The organism is Pseudomonas sp. R5(2019), from assembly GCF_009905435.1.
Taxonomy (GTDB): Bacteria; Pseudomonadota; Gammaproteobacteria; order Pseudomonadales; family Pseudomonadaceae; genus Aquipseudomonas.
On the sequence record NZ_JAAAMT010000001.1, the window covers coordinates 355,125 to 376,497 of the forward strand.

The following is a 21,373-nucleotide window of genomic DNA, read 5'->3' on the forward strand; positions in this document are numbered from 1 at the left end:
CTTATCCCTCGCAGCCCAGGCGTGTGCTTGCAATACGCTCGGCGCAGGCCATGGCCGCCGAGGTCATGATGTCGAGATTTCCGGCGTAGGCAGGCAGGTAGTGGGCAGCCCCTTCGACTTCGAGGAATACCGAAGTTTTAAGCCCGCTGAGCTTGCCCAGGCCAGGCACGTTGACCGGTGCATCCGCGGGAATCTCTTCGAACTGAACCTTCTGCTTCAGTCGATACCCCGGTGTATAGCTCTGCACACTGGCCACCATATCCTCGATGGAACGCTCGATCTCGTCCTGGCTGGCAGACTCGGACAGCACAAACACGGTGTCGCGCATGATCAGGGGTGGCTCGGCGGGGTTGAGCACAATGATCGCCTTGCCCCGGGTGGCGCCGCCGAGTTTCTCGATCGCCCTGGAGGTGGTTTCGGTGAACTCGTCGATGTTGGCGCGAGTTCCCGGGCCCGCCGATTTGCTGCTGATCGAGGCAATGATCTCGCCGTAGTGCACCTTGGCCACGCGCGACACGGCGGCGACGATCGGGATGGTGGCCTGGCCCCCGCAGGTGACCATATTGATATTCGGCGCATCCAGTTCGGCGTCGAGGTTGATGGCTGGAATCGTGTAAGGGCCGATGGCCGCCGGCGTCAGGTCGATCACCTTGATGCCATGCGCCTGCAGCAGTGCGTTGTGACGTTCATGGGCGCCAGCACTGGTGGCATCGAAGACGATACGGATGTCCTTGAAATTCGGCAGTGCCATCAGCCCTTCGATGCCACCCGCGGTGGTCGCGACGCCCATGCGCTCGGCACGAGCCAGGCCGTCGGACGCGGGGTCGATACCGACCATGGCGCCCATTTTCAGGTGTTTGCCATTGCGCAGAATCTTGATCATCAGGTCGGTGCCGATGTTGCCCGAGCCGATAATGGCGACGCTGATTCGGTTACTCATTGTTATTGTCCTGTCGTTGTACGCAGCCTGGGTCAGGCGTTGCTGTGCCGGCGCTCGGCAAGGGTCTTGCCGCCCGCGGCCCACTGGCGTTCGGGGATCTCCTGGATCAGCACACGGACGCTTTCGAGCGGCGCGTCGAGGCTTTCAGCGATAGCCCGGGTGACATTGACCAGTAGCGCGTGTTTCTTCTCTTCGCTGCGGCCTTCGGCGATGTGGATCATGGCGATGGGCATGCTGGCAATCTCCTGATCAACGCTGGCTGGACGAGGTAAAGCGCATGGATACGCTGCCCAGATGCTGGTAGCGCACGGTGATGTTGTCGCCCGCGGCGACGGCAATGGCCTCGGTGATACCGCCGGTCATAATGAAGCAGCCGGCCGGCAGCTCACGGCCTTTGGCGCCCAGCATATTGGCGAGCATCGCTACGCTCTGGGCCGGGTGACCGAGTACCGCGGCGCCGGCACCGGTGGCGACCACTTCGCCATTTTTCTCCAGCACCACGCCCAGGCATTTGAGATCGATACCCTGCACGCCGCACATCTGTCCGCCGGTGACAAAGCGAGCCGAAGAGGTGTTGTCGGCGATGACGCTCTTGAGGTCGAAGCGAAAGTTCTCATAGCGAGAGTCGATCACTTCAACGGCTGGCAGGATGAAGTCAGTCGCCGCCAGAACGTCACCGATGTGGACGCCCGGTCCCTTGAGTGGATGCTTGAGGACGAAGGCAATCTCGGCCTCGACCTTTGGATGGATCAAACGGTCGACGTCGATTGCCGCGCCGTCCAGGCATGAACCGTAGTCAGTGATAAAGCCGTGGATCGGATCAGTGACGCCCATCTGCTTCATCTTGGCGAAAGAAGTCAGGCCCATCTTCAAGCCCGTAATTCGTACGCCACGGGATTCCTTGCGCTGACGGATGGCGTCCTGAATGGCATAGGCGTCTTCCCAGTCCATGTCCGGATGGGTGTCGGTGATCTTGGTCACCGCCTCGCGGTTCAGCTCAGCGTTTTCCAGGTGTTCTGCCAGTTGGGCGATGGTTGCTGCAGAAAGATTCATGGGATTTTCCTTCAAACGAAACGGACGGCGGCCGAGCCGATGCCGCCGAGGCTGATGCGCAATTGGTCGCCGGGCTTGACCGGTACCATGGCCGCCAGTGAACCGGAGAGGATGACTTCGCCCTTGTTCAGGCCGATGCCGAGCTCGCCGAGTTTGTTGGCCAGCCATGCCACCGCATTGGCCGGATGGCCAAGTGCTGCGGCACCGGCACCGGTGGCGACCACTTCGCCATTCTTTTCCAGGGTCATGCCGACGCACGCCAGGTCCACGTCACGCGGCGCAACCCCCTGCCCCCCGAGGACGAACGCCCCGGCCGAGGCGTTGTCAGCCACCGTGTCCTGGATGCGGATCTTCCAGTCACGGATACGCGAATCGACGATCTCGAAACACGGCATCACGTAGTCGGTGGCCCGCAACACGTCGGCCACGGTCACGCCCGGGCCGCGCAGATCATCCTTGAGCACAAAGGCAATCTCGCCCTCGGCCTTGGGTGCAATCAGCCCGTCGATGGCGATGGCTGCACCGTCGGCATACAGCATGTCCGACAGCAGATGGCCGAAGTCCGGTTGGTCGACGCCAAGCATGTCCATCACCACTTTGCTGGTGACGCCGATCTTTTTGCCAATGACGCTTTCGCCGTTGTCCAGACGCTGCTGGATCATTGCCAGTTGGATCTGATACGCCTGCTCCAGGGTCATGTCGGGATGAGTGTCGGTCAGCGGCGCCAGCGCCTCACGTGCGCAGAGAGCCTTGTGCAGTTGCTGGCCGATGATCTGGATATCGTGTTGATTCATGAAAGGCTCCTTACAGCCGCACGCAGACATTGCGCAGTTCGGTGTAGAACTCGAGCGAATGCACGCCCCCCTCACGGCCGATACCCGACTGCTTGGCACCGCCGAAGGCCGTGCGCAGGTCACGCAGGAACCACGAGTTGATCCAGCAGATGCCGACATCCAGCGCACTGCCCAGGCGATGGGCGACCTGCAGGTCACGGGTCCACACACTGGCGGCCAGGCCATAGGGTGTGTCGTTGGCCAGGCGCACGACCTCCTCTTCGGTGTCGAAGGGTGCGATGTGGCAAACGGGGCCGAAGATTTCCTCGCGCACCACGGCCGAGTTTTCCGCAAGGCCGGTCCAGATGGTCGGCTCGAACCAGGCCCCTTCGGCCAAGTGTTCCGGCACCTGTGGAATGCCACCGCCGTGAACCACGGTGGCGCCATCGGCGACGGCCTGACGGCAGTAGGAAAGAATTTTCTCGCGGTGGCCCAGCGAGATAACCGGCCCCATGGTGCTGTCGTGCTGGTTCGGATCACCCACCTTGATGCCTTCGGCGTAGGCTTTGAAGGCTGCGACAAAACGCTCGAACAGCGGACGCTGAACATAGATGCGCTCGGTCCCCAGGCAGACCTGGCCGCTGTTCTCGAACACTGCGCGCCCCAATCCTTTGACGGCCTTTTCCAGGTCCGCATCGGCAAAGACGATGCCGGCGTTCTTGCCGCCGAGTTCCAGCGACACCGGGCGTATTCCTTTGGCTGCTGCCTTCATGATGATCTCGCCGGTGCCGGTTTCACCGGTGAAGGTCACGCCATCAACGTCTGGGTGGGCCGTGAGAAAGGCGCCCGCCGAATCGCCGCCGAAACCGTGCACGACGTTGTAGACGCCAGCAGGTACACCGGCTTCTTTCATCACTTCGGCGAGCAGCGTGGCAGTAGCCGGCGTTTCTTCGGAAGGCTTGACCACCACCGTGTTGCCACAGGCCAGTGCCGGCCCCACTTTCCAGGTCATCAACAGCAGCGGCAAGTTCCAGGGGCAAACAACGGCGATCACCCCGCGCGGCGCACGTACGCTGTAGTTCACGGCCTTGCCGCCGTCAGGCGTATCCATCACGAAACTTTCGGTTGGCACATTCTTGAACAGGTCGGCAAACACCTTGAAGTTGGCCGCACCACGGGGAATGTCCAGGTGCCCGGCGAGCGCACGGGGCTTGCCGGTGTCGGCGACTTCGGCGGCCACGAACTCGTCATGGCGACGTTCGATACCGTCCGCCACCTTGTGCAACAGGGCGGTGCGCTGGGCGACAGTCATGCTGCCCCAGGGGCCTTTCAATGCCTTGCAGGCTGCTTGCACGGCGGCGTCGACGTCGTCTTTGCTGGCTTCATGGACCAGGCCAATCACACGGTTGTCGGCCGGGTTGCGGTTCTCGAAGGTACGGGCGCTACTCACCCATTCGCCATTGATGAAATGGCGGAACTCTTTCGCAGGCATACGGTGTTCCTTCTTTTTTTAGAGTGTTGGAGCGCTTGCTTCGGGGTCACCTGCTGTCAGGTATTCCCACATGCGTTCGTAAATGCGGCCGGTGGTGACTGCGCGTCGCGCACAGGCCTGCGCGTCAAGAACCGGTCCATCGTTGGCCAACCCGGCGCTGTGCAATTGCAATTCGATGCGCGCGGCGTCTTCCAGGTACCAGGTCAGCGTCAGCGCCTCGATCAGCGAAGCACCGACCACAATGGCGCCGTTGCCACGCATGATCAGCGCATTGCCCTGCCCTAATTGCTCGGCCAAGGCGCTGGCCTGCCCGTCACTGCGAAGCAACTGCGGGTCGTCCCACAGCGGGATGGGCGTCTGGAAATAGCTGCCCATTCCATGCCGAGGACTGGGTGCAAGCCTGGCGCACGACAGGGTCATGACCTGGGCAGGCATGCTTCGGATCACTGCGCGCACATCGGCACGGCGGCGGTAAATTTGCTGATGGATGCGGACTTCACCCAGCACACCCTCAGGCAACTCACCGTTGATCGGCACCACGATTCCTGGCTCACCGGGCTGGATCAAACCCATCGGTTGCGCCGCGCAGACCAGAAAATGCTCCTCATCCAGACGCAGGCTGCAGTGCCCGTAGGCATGCACCAGACCTGCGCGAGCCAGGGCCCGGGCAGCCATGCGCACTTGCACGTGCTCCTCGCGGGTGGGCATTGGCACGCGGCTCACGACTTGAACTCCGGAATGTCAGGCTTCGAGCCCCAGGCGCAGAAGGACTCGAATTTCGCTGGAAACTGGCGGGGTTGGTGGCTGGCATCATGCTCGGGAGCGATCAGGCTGACCCCGGTCGAGTATTCGTAGGTCATGCCATCAGGCCCCTCGAAATACAGGAACATCGCGCCGGAGGTGGGGTGGCGACCGGGACCGAAGAGGATGCGAATACCCCGCTCCACCAGGAAGTAGTAAGCCCGCATCAAGTCATCAACCGATTCCACTTGATGGTTGATGTGCTGCACACCGGCGTGAGTCGAAGGAAACAGCGCAATCTTGTGGTGGACCTCGTCGATACGCAGGAGCGGTGCTTCGCCAATTCGGTCACTGACCCTGGCGTTTGCAAGCTGTGTCCAGAACAGCTCGTCGCGCCGGGCATTCAGGGTGCGCAGGCCAATGTGACTGAAACCGGTGATGCCGGCGTCGCGACTGGGGAAATAGCGGCGCCCGCTGGCATGAGGGCGCAAGACCAGTTCGATGGTGTTGCCACTGGGGTCCTTGAAGCGAATGAAGTCGTCGACATAACGCACTTCAGCATCAGCACGCGAGCCGTGCTGAACCTTGAACCCGTTACGCTCCAATAACACCGCCGCGTCTTCCAGATCCTGCGCGGTCCTGACTTCGAACGCTGTCGTGCTTTCGTGTGGATCGCCCTCGTAATAGCAGAGGGTGTGATCGCGATCATCCGATCGGAAGTACACCGCACCGTTGGCTTCCCGGGCGACTTGCAGCCCGAGGACCTGAGTGGCATAGCGACGCGCTTCATCAAGATTTGCGGTACCCAGCCGTATATATCGAATGTCATGCAGGTTGATCATGAGGCATGCCCCCTTATTTATTGTTGTCTGGGCTTCATCTTCCCGTTGCTCAATAAATAAAAGAAGCAAATATTGGTTATTCACACTATCTGAAATCCTTATACGGACTTGGTCATGGACAGCCATTTTTCAAGGGCCAAAAAAAACCCCGCATCAGTCGATACGGGGCCTTGTTACCAATCAGTCAGTCAACCGATTGCATCCTTCGCCAGCGTAGAAGTGCCGGCCATCGCACTCAGTTCACCCGTTGTTTTATTCCTTGGCATGGCGACCACGAACAAGGCAGATATGACGTAGAAGCCGGCACAGACCAATAGCCCTGCCGCCAGACTATAAAAACTGGCAATGCCACTGAGCAGCACGGGCGCGAACGCCGCCAGCCCTCGCCCCATATTGAAGCAGAAGCCCGCCCCGAGCGTTCGCACGCGGATGGGATACATCTCGCTGAAGTAAGAGCCAAACAAACCGGCGAATACCATGAAAAAGGCGTAACCCGCACCGACCCAGAACAGCGATTCGGTCTGGGGGGTGTAGACATAGACCAGTGCCATCATTGAGGTCAGCAACAGCGACAAGACGATCGTCAGTCGCTTGCCAATGCGGTCGGCGATAAAGCCGAAGAAGTTAAGGCCGACAAAATTCCCGAGATGGAGGATGGCCATGAAGGTGGTCATTGAAGCCAGATTCAACCCGCGATCCTGTACCAGGTAGGTCGGCAACCAGGTACTGACGCCCCAGGAACCCAGCAAGGCGAAGCTGGCTGCAAGTGACCCCAGCATCGTGTACCGAATCAACTCCGGGGAGAATATTTCGCTGACGGATATCCGCTTTGCCGCATTTTCCGGCGCCGCGCGCTGCGCCTTCCAGGCGGGGGACTCGGGAATCAGAAAGTACACATAGGCAATCGGCAGGATCACGCTGGCGCCTGACACAAAAAACAGCACACGCCATTCCGGCAGCATGAACTTGGCGGTCAGCGCCGCCGCGATTGCACCCATGGGAAAGGCACTGATCACAAACGAAATGGCCCTTGCGCGCTGCTGGGGTGGCCAGGTTTCGCTGATGTAAGCCGCGAGGATGGTCCATACACCCCCCAGCCCAAGACCCGACAAGAATCTCAATATGATCAGGAGGTAGAGATCATGCACGAATGCAAAAACGCACGTCAGTGCTCCGAAGATCGCCAGGGAGGCAATCAAGGCATTGCGTCGGCCGAAGTTGTCGCAGTACCAACCTGTGGTGACGCCACTGACGCCGATGCCCAGCAAGGTCGCACTGGCGAGTGCGCCGGCCTCATTGAGACTTAACCCCAGATCCTGGCGGATTACGGGTAGCGCAAGCGTCAACAGGATGATTTCCATTGCGTCGAACAGGTAGGCGATAAAGCCACCCATCAGTACGTGCCACTTGGATATTCCGGTCATGGTTTCACCTGATTTTGATTATTGGACAGTGATGTTCATTCAGGAAGCGATCTTCAGAATCGGTAAACCGCCTGCAGCCAGATGCGATCACCTTCGGCACGGTTCTCGACCAGCGTCTCGTGCTGCCATTTCATGACAAAGCCAATTGCAGGGGTCTGGTATTTAATCGCGGGGCCGATAGCGGCGACCTGACCACGGTTACCCTCCAGGTAGGTCTGGCTATTCTTCTCATCATCACTGAGCTGCTTGTACAAGTAGCCGTTCACGCCCACTTGCCATTCGCGCGTAATGTTGTAGCCGATGTTGTAATCGGCGTTGAACTCCCGGCCGGAGCGATAGTGAGTATCGGAATTCTCGCCATTGACCATGTAGATAAGCTTGGCGCTGACTTCCAGATTCTCCAGCGGATAGGCGGTAAATGAATACCAGGGCCCATACGCCCAGGTGTTTCGACCCGGATTGAAAAGACGGTCCTTGTCATAGGAGCCGACGGGTACGAACACATCCAGACCGAGTAACTGGTGGTACCTTGGAGAACTCCACCCCAAGACAAATGGAACCACCGTGAGATCGCCGACGCCTTCTTGATGGTCGCTGCGATGAACGCGACCCGCCGGCGTATCGACATCAAAACTGATGTCACCCTTGATCAAGGGCAAGGCAAGGCGACTGGCCAGCTTGGCACCCAGTATCGAGAAGTCCTGATAGACATAATCCACTCGCACCGACAGTGCCTGGACATTAAGGTCAAAGTTGTGAACACCTTGTTTTTTATCGCCCTCGCCGTCCAGGGTTTTGTTCGCACTGTAGTCAGACAAGTAGAAGAACTCGGTAAAGCCGGGCGGTGGCATCTTTCCCGCGCCGACGGTATTCACACCCAGTGGGTATGAACTGCCGCCGCCCTCGGTTGCCTGCGCAAGCGGAGCGCTAAGAAGGCCAATGCACAGAGCACTGATCCGGGTATATGACGCGCACGGGGCGTGCAATTTTAGAGTGCTCATCTCAAGTCCCATTTTTATTGTTGTATTACGGAGTAGAGTTTTATTTGAAACCTGGCGTTATCAGGCGGCGGGCCTGTTTCAGGCACAGCGATGCACCGCCGTTTATCAGCACGTTGCAAACCGTTGAATGATTCAAGGGCCGAGCACTGATTGCCCGGCCTCGAACGGTATTAGCGGATGGTGGTTTCCAGTTCGCCAAGTCCGTCGATCCAGACTTTCAGAACATCACCGCGGTCCAGGAATGTGTGGCTTTCCATGCCCACGCCCGCCGGGGTTCCCGTCAGCAGAACATCACCGGGAAACAGGTCGATGGTCTGACTCAGATAGGCAATCTGCTCTGCGACGCCGTACATATGGTTGCGGGTATTGGAGTCCTGTACCCACTCACCATTTCTCGACAGCTTGATATTCAGATTCTCGGGGTCTTCGACAAATTGCGCCGGCGTCAGGTAAGGGCCCAGTGGGCAAGAACCCGTGAAGCATTTGTGTCCGATCCAGTCGAAGCGAAAGGGCGAGCTGGGGTCGACCTGTTCACGGCGCAGCCGATCACGCGCGGACAGATCGTTGGCGCAGGTATAACCCGCCACGTAGTTGAGTGCATCTTCAATGGAAACCCGTGAGGCTCGCTTGCCGATCACCACCGCAAGTTCCGCCTCCCAATCGAGCATGCGGACACCTTCGGGAATGTCTACCGCTTGCTTGTGTGCCACCAGGCTGCCGCGGCCGGGCTTGATGAAATGCCAGGGCGCAATGCCCTCGCTGCGCGGGTCCAGCGACAGTTTCATGTTGAACGCACGGGCCATGGCTTCAACATGATCACGGTAGTTTGCTCCGGCGGCATAGATGGTGCCGGGGCGTTGCAGGAACGGCGCGAACTGCAAAGACTCTAGATCAAGCCTGGCCGACTCATTCTGCGGCGGTGCTTTAAAGACTGACACCGCAAGGTCATGAAGCCTGGCATGGGTCGTTTCCCAGTCTTCGAGCAAGGCATCGATAGACGTCGCTGGCAGACCAAGCCCTGCATCAGCCGCGAGTTGATCAAGGTCATAGGCATATTCACCCACCAACAGGCCAGTAACGCTTGGACGGGAATCCGTCCGATAAGTGAAAAGCTGATACTTCATGAAACCACCCTCACAGGAGCGAAAAGCGTTGGTTGGAAAAACTGACATGTACCGTCAGGCCACCTTCCATCAGCAGCCACTTGCGTACATCCACGTCATAAACCCCGTGGGCGATAAAAGGGTCTGACTGAACAATGCGCTGCGCTTGAGCCTCGTCCGCAGCACGCAGAATGCTCATGCCGCCCAGCTCGCCCGGGAAACTCTGCTCCGAGACAAACGGCCCGGAGGCGAACAGCTCACCGCGCCGTTCGGCCAGAATCGCCCACTGCAAGTGGGCGTCCAGCAGCTCTGGAACTCGGGAAAGATCCCGCGGCGTACGCATAACCACGAACAACGGCTTGTTCAGCATGCCGGCCAGCAGTGCCTTGGTCGCCGTGCTGTCAGTCATCACGCGCGACCTCAAAGTTCTTGATAAAGGTCTCAGGCGGTGGGCTCGCGGCCCAGACGGCCGTCACATCCTGGGGAGTGCCGTCGATGGCCTCCCACTCGCAATCCTCAGGGATCACGTCGATATCCCAGAAATACTCAATCAAGCTGTTCCACGGATCACGGATGTAGTGGAAATAGTTGGACCCGGCGACATGCCGCCCCAAGCCAAACGCGCTTTCGTAACCCAGGCTCATCAGGTGCTGAGCGCCCAACTGGATCTCATCGATGTCCATGACCTCGAAGCTCAGATGATGCAGGCCACTGTGAGTGCTCTTTGCCAGACCCAGTACATGGTGGTCGCCGCCGCAGCCACAGCGCAGGAAAGCCACGGCATCACCCGCGCGGTCGGACACTTTCATCCCCAGCACCTGGGTGTAGAAAGCGATGGAGCGATTGATGTCTGAAGTGAACTTGATCAAATGACCCAGGCGCAGCGGTGTGACCCGACGCAATCTAGAAGTCGGCGTGCAGCCACGTTCTCCGATTCGGCGATACCGACCCGGCGTATTCAGCTCCGGGGTGGGCAGGTGTCCGGCTGGCATGGACTCGCTCTCACTGACGTGTACCCAATCGCCAGAAGGGTCGCGAAACCACAGCCCTTCGCTGCCAATCTCAAAAGGTGCCGGATGCAAGACCACACCGTGATAGCTCAGGCTTTCGCGAATGGCATGCATCCCCTGAGCATCGGTGCCAAAGGCGACATAGCTGAGTTGTTTTTCTGCGCCTGGTATCAGTCGCACCTGATCCTGGGCGCGCCCCTTGCAGCGCATGACCAGATGCTCACCGGCCATGCGGGCTTGGAGCCCGACCGCTTCGTAAAAGGCACGACCGACTTCCAGGTCTGGCACCGTCATGCCTACGTGTTGAAGTGAACGAATCATCGTGGACGCTCCTTTTAACGGATAGGGGAAAAGGGTGCGGCGCTCAGCAGCTCGACCTGCTGGGCTACTACCAAATGGCCGGCTTTGCCAAGGAACGCGCGCCATCTTGGATCGCTCGACAGGGCGGCGCGACGATGGGTGCGGTCCTCATAACTGGTGTATCCCCACAACTGGATAACCCGGTTGATGTCGCCCGTTTCAGGTTTGAAATAGCCGATCAGGTTGCCCAGTGCTTCTCCCTGAATGGGCAGGCCCTCCTCCTCATACACACGAATGAACTCATGCAAGGTTCCGGGTTTGATTTGATAAATGCGTTGTTCAATCAGCATGGGGTTGTCTCTTTATTATGTGCCAGGGAGTCGGCTTCAATGAGTTTGATCACGGCCGAGATGTCTTCTTCACCGATACCTTCGGCAATGGCCCTGAGGAAATACGGTTTTGCTGCGTTGAATAAAGGCGCCGCACATCCCAGTTCTTGCGAGAGTTCACCGGCCATATCGAGGTATTTGTCGAGCGTGGCGAAGGGGCCTGGCGCCGGCTGGAAACGGCGGCTTGCCATCAGTGGTGCGCGTGCGCTGAACATGGCCGAGCCGCCCGCGCTTTGGCGGATCACCTCCACCACGTGCTGTGCGCTGAAGCCGGCGTTAACGCCCAGATTCAAGGCCTCGGCGGCCGCCAGCGTGTGGATGGTCAATAGGTAGTTGGCGATCAACTTCATGGCCACGGCGCTGCCAAATTCACCGATGTGGAATTGGATATCGGCAATCGCATCGAGTACGGGCTTGCAGTGCTCCACCAGGTCGGCGTCGCCCCCCAGGAACAGAGAGGCCTTGCGTTGCAGCACCATGGACGGTGTACCGCTGACTTCAGCCTCCAGCACCCGGGCGCTGCGAGCCTCGATCCGCCGAGCCATGCTTTGCTTGAAGTCTTTGCGGTACGTGCCGATTTCAATCAGCGTGTGCTGTGGCCCTATGGACTGAAGAAGGCCCTCGGCTCCCTCCATGATGTCCATGTGAGCCACCTCACTGGGCAGGCAGGTGAGGATGAAGTCCGATTCGGCCGCCACGGCGGCCGGGCTTTCAAGCGCGATGCCGCCCTGTTCTACGAAGGCTTCACGGTCTCGACGTCGGTAACCAACCACTCGAAACCCGGCGGCTAGCAGGCTGGTTGCGATGGGAAGGCCAAGTTGACCGATTCCCACCATGCCGATGGTTGTAACAGGCATATTTCGCCTCTCTTTTTTGTAATTCTTTTATGCCAAGTGCGAAGCTTGGCTAGGCGCTAACGTAGGCCCAGCGGGGTTTTGGAGCAAACAGCCGCGGTGATGAATAACTACAACCAACGCTTATAGGAGAGCGATAACGGAGCACCCGCTGTTCAATTGTTGGTTTGGCTGGCCGTAAGCGCTTGGGGAGGGAATGGAAAATCCATTTGTGTGGTCCTGAGGCGGACCAGCGGTCAAGGCTGCTCCTCATGCTGACCGGCCAATCATTTTGAGGGGCGGGATGCAGGAGAGGAGCAGCGTCCAGCACTATGCGCACAACGATAAAAGTGTGTGGCGAAGACTGCGTTTATGCGTCACATCGCGGGCCCGGCCCACGTCTCACTCGCCGGCCGACTCTCCACTTCACTGAAACTCACACCCACGACCCTCAAGATAGACCTGTAGGGGCGATGCCCTGCCAACGGTGGAAGGACGGCTTGATAGGTTATCGCCCCCGTCGTCCCTGTTCCCGGTGGAATGAACACTGACGGCAAACTGGGTCCAGGGACAATTGCGTCGCTGCTGGAAATATAGGTCGGATACACAGTGACACGGTAAGCCTTCAGGTCAGTGCGGTGGGCACTCGGAAAGCTGATTCTGAAGCTATTCAACGTAGACGAACTGCGCAGTGTCGGAATCGCCGCGGCGAATGACGTATCTACCTGCTCTTGCACAAAGATCAGTTCAAGCCGTTCGTTCGCATCGATCCCGTAGAGCTTGATGACATCGCCGCTGGCAAGAGCTCCATACACGATATCCACAGTGTTCATGGCAGCGATTCGGTTGTCGTGCCAGGTACCGTTAATGAGAGCCCGGTATCTCTGGAAGAATCGCGTATCGCCTTCGATAAAAGTCACTTTCGAATGTGCCCCAGCCGCCGTTTGCTGACAATGAAGCAAGCCACCGCTCGGCCTGGTGATGGGAGTGTCCGGTACCGGGAACACCCGTTCTTCGCCACCCGACCAACGCTCTGCGAACACGTCGATGCGGTCCTGGTCTGTTAATCGGTCGTTGGTCAGGGTAATGAAATTAGCGCCTTCAAAGCCTGATATATCGGGTTGAGCGTTGCCATTGATGACCGCCCTGTACCCTTTGTAGAAGCGCGCCGAGCCTGGGTTGAACGTGATCCGGGACCCCGACACATTCTGAACGACATGGAGCCTGGTGTTGGCGGGTTTGATTCGAATTTCACCCTGGCTGAACACAGGCTCACTTACGCCGGAGCTCAACACGCCAATCAACAGCACATTGGCATCGTCGCCAAGTCGCTGCGCCGTGATCGTGACCGAGGTTTCGTGAGGGGCGACATTGATACCCGAGTACTCCACACCGTTGATCCTGACACGGTATTGCGGGTAGTAATGAATATTGCCTACTCGAAAAATCACCCGTGTCCCCTGAACATTGGGATGGGTATGAAGAAATCCATCCAACGGTTTTATTGCCCTGGTTTCCCTCTGCACGACGGGTGCTGGCGAGGGCGATGGCTGATGATCATCATTCATGTGTGACTTCCTTATCCAAGTGTTGGTGGAACGTTGAAAGTACTTCTCTCCAAGTACGGTTCAAACACTCACACACCCGCCGATTGCTTTCATGCACTGGGAGCTGTTGGCGCGCTGTCTACAGAAGGAATCGCGAAAATATAAACTGAAGTTTCGATTTTAGCGCCAGGCGTTCAAATTCAGACAAATTCGAAACTATAATTTCGTTTTCATTGATAGATTGAAAAACACCCCTATAATCGAAGCTATAGTTTCGATTTAGAGGCAGCCATGTCACTCGTGCAGATACGGACCGCGGAACAGTTGGGCGACATTGTCGTCAAGGCGCGCAAGAGCCAGGGCATTCGCCAGGAAGACATGGCCATGATGATTGGTAGCAGCCATGTCCTTTTGCGCAATATCGAAAAGGGGAAGCCAACGGTCAACCTGGGCAGCGTCCTTCAATTACTGGATGAATTGGGTATTCGGGTGTTTCTGGATACACCCGCATCATGAGAAGCCTGCACGTCACGATCAACCGCCTGTGGGTTGGCACGCTCTCGGAAGAATCCAATGCCTGGCAGTTCCGCTACGCCCCGCAATGGCTGGAAAACCCCGATGCATTTGACCTTTCGCCGTCGCTACCGTGCGCGACGGGGGTCATCGCCGATGGCTCGTCAACACGCCCTGTGCAGTGGTTTTTCGACAACTTGCTCCCTGAGGAAGACGCCCGCGCACTGTTGGCACAGGACGCCAAGGTCGAGGTCGCCGACGCGTTTGGGTTGCTCACCTGGTTTGGCGCCGAATCGGCCGGCGCCCTGACGCTACTGCCCGAAGGGGTAGAAAACCCTGAAGGCGGCGCCTTGCCGCTTCCCGACGACAGACTCAGCGCCAGAATCCGCAACTTGCCCCGGGTATCACTCTCGGCAGAAGCTCCCAAGCGCATGTCTTTGGCAGGTGCTCAGCACAAGCTGGCCGTCCTGGTACAAGACAGGGAGCTGTTCGAACCTGAAGGCAGTCGTGCCTCGAGCCACATCCTCAAACCGGACCACCCCAATGTCGACGCCTACCCGCACAGTGTCGCCAATGAATGGTTTGTGATGAGGCTCGCCGCAGCACTTGGGCTTCCCGTCGCTGAGGTTGAAATTCGCCACATCCCGGAACCCATCTACCTGGTCAAACGTTTTGACCGTCAGTGGCGCGATGGAGAACTGCAACGACTGCATGTGCTCGACGGCTGCCAATTGCTGGGGCTGGACCGAACCTTCAAATACCAACAGGCCACCTTCGCCAATCTTCGCAAGATCATCGAGCTGTGCCGGTTGAAAGCACAGACTCGCCAGGCACTGTTTCGCTGGCTGGTGTTCAATATCCTGGTAGGCAACAACGATGCGCACTTGAAAAACCTGTCCTTCCATGTGCGGCCAAACGGCATCGAACTGACGCCGCATTATGATCTGCTGAGCACCGTCGTTTATGCCCCCAACAATGACTGGTTGTCGATGGATCTCGCCTGGCCGCTGGAGGGCGTGGCGCGCACTCACGGCGACATCACCCGAGAGGTTGTGCTGATGATGGGCGAGCACATTCAGGTCCCGCGAAAACTGGGCACAGTGCTGTTGAATCAGCTGATGAAAAGGGTTGAAGCCGCAGGAGAACAAATGTACTCCTCGTCCATAAACGAGCTCACCGCCGGCGAAGCACGCCAGCTGCGACTGATTCGATTTGGAATCCTCAAGGACATGCTGGCGCGCCTGGCATGAGCAAAGGCTAAGCCCACGACAAATTTTCGACATTTCAGGTCGCATAGTAAGAGTGCAACGACGGCAAGGCGGACAGCTGGCTGCTTCGCCGTCCAGAACAACCCCGAAAAGGAGTATTGGAGTGTTGAACGCGCGAATGACCGCATCGGCCCGGCAGGTGTCAGCTTCACACCGGGCCGCAGAACCGGTAGAACAGACTGTCGACGGCGAGCGTGGCAAGAACGAGGCGATCCGCAAGTTACTGCATCACTACGGCCTGCGGGCCACGCTGTTTCGCCTCAAGGTGATCGACGCCTTGCTGCTCGCTGACAGAAGCAATCTCAGTCTGTACGTCAACGATATTCACGCCCATGTCGGTGCGGAACTTTCGTGCCTGAACATGCGCGAGGTCATCCGCCGCCTGACCAGTGAAGGGGTTATCCACATGAGCCCCGACAAACGTTACAGCCTCACGCCACAGGCACGCGCTCTGCTCGACCAGGGTGGGCGCAATAACGCTTCCTGATCCGCAATGGGGAGCCTCTCCCCCAACCAGAGGGTTTGCTCCACTCGATTTCAATCCCCTGTAACAAAAGCGATACTTAATCCTCTACAAGCCGTCACCGACCTGTTGACCGGCCACTAGCGGTGCCAACACCGCTTACAAGAACGCTTGAAGAGGAACAACCTTGGGCAGCACCCGATTTACCTGCGTCGGCTGCGGCAAATGCTGCAATGACCATCACGTCCCCCTGACCTTGGGCGAGTCCCGGCAATGGGCCGCCGACGGCGGTGCGATCATCGTGCTGGTCGAGGCATTCATGGGCAACGGCCTGGGCGTCGACCCCTCTCAACTGGAGCACGCGCGCCGCCGTTCGATTCGCGTACGCAGCGGGCAAGCCGACGCCTGGGTGGCGATTACCTTTGCCGCGTTCAACGCCGGCCCCTGCCGCCATCTGGATGCCGACAACCGCTGTCGCATCTACACGCGGCGCCCGCTGGTCTGCCGCATCTATCCGATGGAAATCAATCCCCATATTCCCTTGCGCACCGAGCTCAAGGACTGCCCCAGCGAGTCCTGGCAGCAGGGCCCGGCGCTGATCGTGGGCGGTCAGGTGGCGGACAAGGAACTGGCCGGGCTGATCGAGCAGTCCCGCCAGGCTGACCGGGACGATATCGCCGCCAAGGCAGCGATTTGCGCGCGACTGGGGTTCAGGGTCACGGCTTTGAAGGGCGATGGTTTTGCGGCTTACCTGCCAGACATGGCGGCGTTCACCCAAGCCTGCCTGGAGGCGCACACAGCGCCGGGAGAACAAGAGTGGCACTTCCAGCTGGCCGACAGCGAGTTGGGTGCTCGCCTCGCCAGCCTGGGTGCAGCGGTCACTCACGGTGATGAACGCTGCACCCTGATCCCCTTGCGCCGTTAGGCGTCCTTGCTTGTCGCCACGCCGGGCGTGGTGGCGAAGCGGAACGTGGTCAGGCAGCAGAGCAACACACCCGCCGCGGCCAGCGACGCCCCCACCACGCCGATGTAAGGCAGCCCGACATGCAGGCTGACCACGCTGCCGAGCAAGGCACCGGCACCGATCCCGAGGTTATAGAGCCCGGAGAACAGCGCCATCGCCACGTCGGTGGCGTCCGAAGCCAGCTTCAGCACCTTCGATTGCAGGGCCAGGCCGAAGCTCATGATCGAGATGCCCCACAACACGCTGAGCGCGCACAGGTAGATCGGGTTGAACGACAGCGGCAGCAATAGCGCCAGGCACAGCCCCAGGGCGCTGATCGCCGCAATCACGAACCCGTGCGCGAAGCGCTCGCTGTAGCGGCTGAACAGGATCGAACCGAAGATCCCGGCACCGCCGAACACCAGCAGCAGCGCGGTGGTCATGTCGCCGCTCATGGCCGCGACAGTCTGGGTGAAAGGCTCGATGTAGCTGTAGGCCGTAAACTGCGCGGTAATGCCGACCACGATCAATACATACACCGACACCAACGCCGGGCGCTTGAGCAGAATCGGCAGGCTGCGCAACGAGCCTGAGTTCTGGCTTGGCAGCAATGGCAGCACCTTGATCAGCACCAGCAAGGTCGCAAAGGCAAGGCCGGCGATGACCAGAAACGTGGTGCGCCACCCCAGAGCCTCCCCCACCACACGTCCAATCGGAATGCCCAGCACCATCGCCAGGGTGGTACCGGTTGCCAGCAACCCCAGCGCCTTGGCCTGTTGACCCGCTGGCGCCACACGCACCGCCAGCGATGCCGTGATCGACCAGAACACCGCGTGGGCCAGGGCAATGCCGATCCGGCTGACTATCAACATACCGAAACTGCTGGCGATGCCCGAGAGCAGGTGGCTGCCAATAAACAGCGCAAAGACAAAGATCAGCAGCTTGCGTCGCTCGAAATTGCGGGTCATCAGCATCATTGGCAAGGACGTCAACGACACGACCCAGGCATAGATGGTCAGCATCAGGCCGACCTGCGCCGAATGCATGTCGAAACTGTTGCCGATATCGGTCAACAATCCGACCGGCACGAACTCCGTCGTATTGAAAATAAAGGCGGCCAAGGCCAGAGCGATCACGCTCAGCCAGCTGCCGGGCCGGTCATCCGTGGGTGTATTCATAAAGGCAAGCAACGCTCCAGGCACAAAACTCTCGCACAGCCGTCATCCCCCCATGGCCGATGGGCCTGGGTGGTACGTGCAGTGAGGGAGTCATTATTAGGTATGCAGTACGGGGTCAATGGGCGGATTTTACGTGAAGCGTGGGTGGGTAACAATCGAATGCTGACGGGAACGCCGCTCCTGCAAAGGATTACACTTGCGAACAGAATTATTGATTTACTACACATGCGGAGTAGACTAAACCCATCGCTCACTCCGCAGGAGCCCACTTCATGGTCGCAACCAGCAAGGCGCCAGGCACTACCCAAGACATCGACACCCCCGAAGCCGGCCGGGTGGCACTGAAGTTTTTCTTCGGCCTGATGGAACACTGGGGCTGCTCGGTGGATCAGCAACGGCTATTGCTGGGGTCTATCAGCGCGACCACTTTCTACAAATACAAACGGCTGCCCAACGTCCGGCTGCCCCATGACACGCTGGAACGGATTTCTTACCTGATGGGCATCCACAAGGCGTTGAGCATCATTTTCAGCAACCATCGCGAACGGGCCTATGGCTGGGTCAACAGTCCCAACAGCGCCCCGCCCTTCAATGGCCGCTCAGCGCTCGACTACATGCTCGCTGGCAGAGTGGTGGATATCGCCGATGTGCGCCGTTACCTGGACGGGGTGCGCGGTTGATGGAGCTACGACTGGAAACGCCCGCATGGAACAGCGCGTACCGGATGATCAGTAGCTCGTTTCCGCCGATTACCCTGTTCGAAGACTTGCTCGACCCTGCTGAGCTGGCCATGGCTTACGCCCTGGAATCGCTGACCAACGATCGACTGGCCGAACAGGCCGGTGTGCTCAGCCGGGTCGCCGTCGAAGATCGGGTGTCAGGCCCGGGATCGACGCCGGTCATGGCCGCCTTCACACATATCGGCAAGGCCAGCCGGTTCACCGATGGCACCTATGGCATCTATTACGCCGCCAGTAGCCAGGAAGCCGCGATTGCCGAAACCAGCTTCCATCAGGCGCGATTCTTGATGGCGACCCAGGAGCCGGATGTCGAACTGACCCTGCGCACCTACGTCAACAAGGTGGTCAAGCCGATGCACGATATCCGCAGTGGTTTCGCCCACCTGCATGCCCCGGACCCGGCCTGTTACGGCCCGGCCCAGGCGTTCGCCAAATCCCTGCGCAGCGACCAGTCCTGGGGCCTTCTCTACAACAGCGTGCGCGCCCAGGGCCACGAATGCATTGCGGCGTTCCGGCCCCCTGCCGTCTCGATCCCGGTGCAGGGCAAGCACATCCGTTATGTCTGGGAGGCCCGCAGCCAGACCATCAATTGCTACTTCGAAATTACCCCGATGTGAATCTGCTGAACCGCGGTGGCTGCATCGCGGGCAAGCCTTGCTCTCATAGAACAAAATTTATCTCATTGATTTTTAAAGATAAATTTTTTGCCGATTTATCGGCATGTTCTCTGCGCGACAGCGCAGCCTCAAAGAGGCGGGGCGGACTCCTACCAGCATTGGGTCTTGCCTGAATCCATGACTTATCACTCCAGACCTCATTAGTTTGCGGCTCGGCAATAGACTGCCACCGGACATAGATTCGTCGAGGAAGTACTGCCCCAGTTACCGAGTAACCGATGCCTCCTCGCCCTGCCCACTCCTTCGCCGACACGCCGTTCCATTCAGGCTCCTCGCCAGCCAAGCGACCTCCCGGAAGATGGAACAACACGTTTGAGGTATCAATGACTCCGCTGTGTTCTACCTGTGCCAACATGTAATACGGCGCTGTAAAGCCCAGGTTCCACCATGGCGAGTGAGGGTCCTGGCTGCCCGACAACGGATCCCTCAGGCTGCAAGCGGAAATCAACGGCAGAATCAGGAGTATGAATAAAGCTCGCATCATCCACGCCCTCGCTCAGGCACATGAGGATGAAGTACCCGCACGCCTTCACGCACCGGGGCATTGACATACAGCAGCCGCCCCGTGTGGGGATCTTTTCCTTGTAAGCCTGTGGGTGGATTCCAGTGCGCAGAGGTGTGGATATAGCACAGTTTGAGCAAGCGCTTTTCCTGCGCCGTCATGCGGAAGTCGCCTTGAACGAAGCGATCACATAAAGGTTTAAGCTCTTCGGGAATGCTGAGATTCGGGTCTTCGGATATTTCCTTGAAAGGCACGCCTTTCTGCTTCGCCAATGCATGCATCACCCGCAAATAGACCCGTGACAATTCACCACGCACCTGACGCTTGAGTTCAAGCCCGACAAAGAGCTGTTTTTCACGAATGCCCATTCGGTCTCGCGGTTCAAGCGGTAACAGCTTCGGTGTGGGCGCGACGATTTCAAGCATCTCGGCAGGCCAACCCATGGCGAGATAGTGCTCATAGGCCTCACGGGTATATTTGTAAATGGAGGTGATTTCTAAAGGTGTGTCATGAGGCACCGTCAGTGTCAGCATCGGGGAAATCAACACTTGCTCTTGCGTGATCGGGCGGTAGCCACCGCCCACATTCGAATGCACACCAGGCAAGAAGATTTCCGGATGATCGGGACCGGTTCGATTCAGCGCGAAGTTCGCGCGTATCTCTTCACCGGCGACCAGGTGCACCACATTCGGGAACAGGCTGGCCGGCAGGTGCAGTTTGACCCCAGGTGCGCTGGGACTGCGGACATAACCGAAATTGGCCAGGCCACCGACCGAGGCGACGGTGTCGAACAGACCGATAAAGCCGACTTTTACAACCTTGTTCACAGGTTGGTGATTGCCTGCCCCGCGGCTCACGTCTATGATTCGCCCGCCGTTGCCAAATCAGCGGTCGGGCTTGGTCGCCTGTTCCTCCATTGCGTCAGCAGAAGCATCCGTATTGACGGCGTTTTATCGCGTCTTCAATTCGGTTCGTGGCAGCTGTGCGCGGGACACCTTCGGGTGTGCCGGGCCTCTGGAGACCGGTCGACCAACCTGCGTACAGTTGCCTCCAATTCTGCTTGGTCGCAGACGGGGTAGCTATCTTCGTTCTCCAGGAGTTTTGCTATGCCTCATATTCCACTCAGCCTCACCGCTACCGAAAACCCTGTCTTGTTTATCAATCCTGATGCCTCGATTGCGGACTTGCACGCCTGCGCGAGCGAACGCCTGCGTGCGGCCAAAGGGCTGATCGATACGCTGGATTGCCTTTCCATGCAGAACGTGGACGAGTCCGATGTCGCCCATCTGATGCGTGCAGCCAGTGTGTTGATGCAGGAGGGATATGAAGTACTGAAGGTTGCTGAGGGTAAGGCTGCCAGCAGCCGGCGCTGACTCATGTAGGAGCTGAGCTTGCTCGCGAAGGCGGCACCGCCGGGCATCAGGCATACCGCAGTGAACCCATCGCGGGTAAACCCTGCTCCTATGTATGGACTCGCCTCCTCAGTCAACCCACTTTCAAACACTGCTGCCCGGCTTGCATCTATGTATCAGGCCTATTCGAGGAAGCCGTCTTCGGCTTCTGGCCAACATTGGTTGAGCTCGCGGTATGCCGATTACAGTCAGGCCTCGAAGGCCGGTAGGAGCAAAGGCATCTATCCGC

25 protein-coding genes are annotated in these 21,373 nt (G+C 58.8%); 7 read left to right on the top strand and 18 right to left on the bottom strand.

The genetic code is table 11. The features are described from left to right. Position 1 precedes the first annotated feature (1 nt). From GUY40_RS01515 to GUY40_RS01585, 15 genes are all read right to left on the bottom strand, one after another. Complete coding sequence (locus GUY40_RS01515) at positions 2–940, bottom strand: acetaldehyde dehydrogenase (acetylating) (RefSeq protein ID WP_166567156.1); 939 nt, start codon at positions 938–940, stop codon at positions 2–4. Positions 941–972: 32 nt separating this feature from the next. Beyond that, positions 973–1,173 carry a 2-hydroxymuconate tautomerase family protein gene (locus GUY40_RS01520; RefSeq protein WP_166567157.1) on the bottom strand — a complete coding sequence of 67 codons (201 nt, stop codon included), beginning with the start codon at positions 1,171–1,173 and terminating at the stop codon, positions 973–975. A gap of 16 nt (positions 1,174–1,189) precedes the next feature. Then, positions 1,190–1,993 (bottom strand): 2-oxo-3-hexenedioate decarboxylase, encoded by an 804-nt coding sequence (dmpH, locus tag GUY40_RS01525; RefSeq protein WP_166567158.1) that lies wholly within the window; start codon positions 1,991–1,993, stop codon positions 1,190–1,192. A gap of 11 nt (positions 1,994–2,004) precedes the next feature. Further along, complete coding sequence (gene dmpE, locus GUY40_RS01530) at positions 2,005–2,787, bottom strand: 2-oxopent-4-enoate hydratase (RefSeq protein WP_166567159.1); 783 nt, start codon at positions 2,785–2,787, stop codon at positions 2,005–2,007. Positions 2,788–2,797: 10 nt separating this feature from the next. Beyond that, the gene (locus GUY40_RS01535; protein WP_166567160.1) at positions 2,798–4,258 is read right to left on the bottom strand and encodes a 2-hydroxymuconic semialdehyde dehydrogenase; all 1,461 of its coding nucleotides are present in this window, start codon (positions 4,256–4,258) and stop codon (positions 2,798–2,800) included. A gap of 18 nt (positions 4,259–4,276) precedes the next feature. After that, positions 4,277–4,981, bottom strand: a complete 705-nt coding sequence (locus GUY40_RS01540) for a class II aldolase/adducin family protein (protein ID WP_371924680.1) — start codon at positions 4,979–4,981, stop codon at positions 4,277–4,279. Next, entirely contained in the window at positions 4,978–5,841 is an 864-nt protein-coding gene (locus GUY40_RS01545; protein WP_166567161.1) for a VOC family protein, read from the bottom strand. The genes GUY40_RS01540 and GUY40_RS01545 overlap by 4 nt, the downstream gene beginning before the upstream one ends. A gap of 188 nt (positions 5,842–6,029) precedes the next feature. Then, on the bottom strand, positions 6,030–7,265 hold the full coding sequence (locus GUY40_RS01550; protein ID WP_166567162.1) for an MFS transporter: 1,236 nt from the start codon (positions 7,263–7,265) through the stop codon (positions 6,030–6,032). 53 nt (positions 7,266–7,318) lie between these two features. Next, positions 7,319–8,266 (bottom strand): transporter, encoded by a 948-nt coding sequence (locus GUY40_RS01555; protein WP_166567163.1) that lies wholly within the window; start codon positions 8,264–8,266, stop codon positions 7,319–7,321. 170 nt (positions 8,267–8,436) lie between these two features. Next, entirely contained in the window at positions 8,437–9,390 is a 954-nt protein-coding gene (locus tag GUY40_RS01560; RefSeq protein ID WP_166567164.1) for a fumarylacetoacetate hydrolase family protein, read from the bottom strand. A 10-nt stretch (positions 9,391–9,400) separates the two neighbouring features. Beyond that, entirely contained in the window at positions 9,401–9,778 is a 378-nt protein-coding gene (locus GUY40_RS01565) for a YciI family protein (protein ID WP_166567165.1), read from the bottom strand. Continuing rightward, on the bottom strand, positions 9,771–10,700 hold the full coding sequence (locus GUY40_RS01570) for a VOC family protein (RefSeq protein ID WP_166567166.1): 930 nt from the start codon (positions 10,698–10,700) through the stop codon (positions 9,771–9,773). Before GUY40_RS01570 ends, GUY40_RS01565 begins: the two co-directional genes overlap by 8 nt. 14 nt (positions 10,701–10,714) lie before the next feature. Beyond that, positions 10,715–11,029 (bottom strand): NIPSNAP family protein, encoded by a 315-nt coding sequence (locus tag GUY40_RS01575; RefSeq protein ID WP_166567167.1) that lies wholly within the window; start codon positions 11,027–11,029, stop codon positions 10,715–10,717. Then, positions 11,023–11,925 carry an NAD(P)-dependent oxidoreductase gene (locus GUY40_RS01580; protein ID WP_166567168.1) on the bottom strand — a complete coding sequence of 301 codons (903 nt, stop codon included), beginning with the start codon at positions 11,923–11,925 and terminating at the stop codon, positions 11,023–11,025. The genes GUY40_RS01575 and GUY40_RS01580 overlap by 7 nt, the downstream gene beginning before the upstream one ends. Before the next feature lie 353 nt (positions 11,926–12,278). Next, a complete protein-coding gene (locus tag GUY40_RS01585) occupies positions 12,279–13,469 on the bottom strand; it encodes a hypothetical protein (RefSeq protein WP_166567169.1) in 1,191 nt (396 codons plus the stop codon). A 270-nt stretch (positions 13,470–13,739) separates the two neighbouring features. Between GUY40_RS01585 and GUY40_RS01590 the strand changes: the two genes are divergently transcribed. The 4 genes from GUY40_RS01590 to GUY40_RS01605 all read left to right on the top strand — a co-directional run bounded on the left by GUY40_RS01590 (position 13,740) and on the right by GUY40_RS01605 (position 16,617). Continuing rightward, entirely contained in the window at positions 13,740–13,964 is a 225-nt protein-coding gene (locus tag GUY40_RS01590) for a helix-turn-helix domain-containing protein (RefSeq protein ID WP_166567170.1), read from the top strand. Next, positions 13,961–15,211, top strand: coding sequence for a HipA domain-containing protein (locus GUY40_RS01595; protein WP_166567171.1), 1,251 nt, complete (start codon positions 13,961–13,963; stop codon positions 15,209–15,211). The genes GUY40_RS01590 and GUY40_RS01595 overlap by 4 nt, the downstream gene beginning before the upstream one ends. A gap of 121 nt (positions 15,212–15,332) precedes the next feature. Beyond that, the gene (locus GUY40_RS01600; protein ID WP_371924682.1) at positions 15,333–15,716 is read left to right on the top strand and encodes a fe2+ zn2+ uptake regulation protein; all 384 of its coding nucleotides are present in this window, start codon (positions 15,333–15,335) and stop codon (positions 15,714–15,716) included. A 163-nt stretch (positions 15,717–15,879) separates the two neighbouring features. After that, positions 15,880–16,617, top strand: a complete 738-nt coding sequence (locus GUY40_RS01605) for a YkgJ family cysteine cluster protein (RefSeq protein ID WP_166567172.1) — start codon at positions 15,880–15,882, stop codon at positions 16,615–16,617. On the opposite strand, the gene GUY40_RS01610 is transcribed toward GUY40_RS01605, so the two are convergent. Then, positions 16,614–17,813 carry a sugar transporter gene (locus tag GUY40_RS01610; protein WP_166567173.1) on the bottom strand — a complete coding sequence of 400 codons (1,200 nt, stop codon included), beginning with the start codon at positions 17,811–17,813 and terminating at the stop codon, positions 16,614–16,616. The two genes, GUY40_RS01605 and GUY40_RS01610, sit on opposite strands and share 4 nt — an antisense overlap. Positions 17,814–18,085: 272 nt before the next feature. Here GUY40_RS01610 and GUY40_RS01615 point away from each other — a divergent pair, with 272 nt between their 5' ends. Then, complete coding sequence (locus GUY40_RS01615) at positions 18,086–18,493, top strand: MbcA/ParS/Xre antitoxin family protein (protein WP_166567174.1); 408 nt, start codon at positions 18,086–18,088, stop codon at positions 18,491–18,493. Further along, positions 18,493–19,170: an RES family NAD+ phosphorylase gene (locus GUY40_RS01620; RefSeq protein WP_166567175.1), complete on the top strand. Its 678-nt coding sequence runs from the start codon at positions 18,493–18,495 to the stop codon at positions 19,168–19,170. Before GUY40_RS01615 ends, GUY40_RS01620 begins: the two co-directional genes overlap by 1 nt. Positions 19,171–19,213: 43 nt before the next feature. On the opposite strand, the gene GUY40_RS01625 is transcribed toward GUY40_RS01620, so the two are convergent. Together GUY40_RS01625 and GUY40_RS01630 are read right to left on the bottom strand one after the other, a co-directional pair. Continuing rightward, positions 19,214–19,714 (bottom strand): DUF2931 family protein, encoded by a 501-nt coding sequence (locus GUY40_RS01625; RefSeq protein ID WP_166567176.1) that lies wholly within the window; start codon positions 19,712–19,714, stop codon positions 19,214–19,216. Next, the gene (locus GUY40_RS01630; RefSeq protein WP_166567177.1) at positions 19,711–20,559 is read right to left on the bottom strand and encodes a phospholipase effector Tle1 domain-containing protein; all 849 of its coding nucleotides are present in this window, start codon (positions 20,557–20,559) and stop codon (positions 19,711–19,713) included. The genes GUY40_RS01625 and GUY40_RS01630 overlap by 4 nt, the downstream gene beginning before the upstream one ends. A gap of 279 nt (positions 20,560–20,838) precedes the next feature. Between GUY40_RS01630 and GUY40_RS01635 the strand changes: the two genes are divergently transcribed. Then, positions 20,839–21,105: a hypothetical protein gene (locus GUY40_RS01635; RefSeq protein WP_166567178.1), complete on the top strand. Its 267-nt coding sequence runs from the start codon at positions 20,839–20,841 to the stop codon at positions 21,103–21,105. Positions 21,106–21,373: the final 268 nt, after the last annotated feature.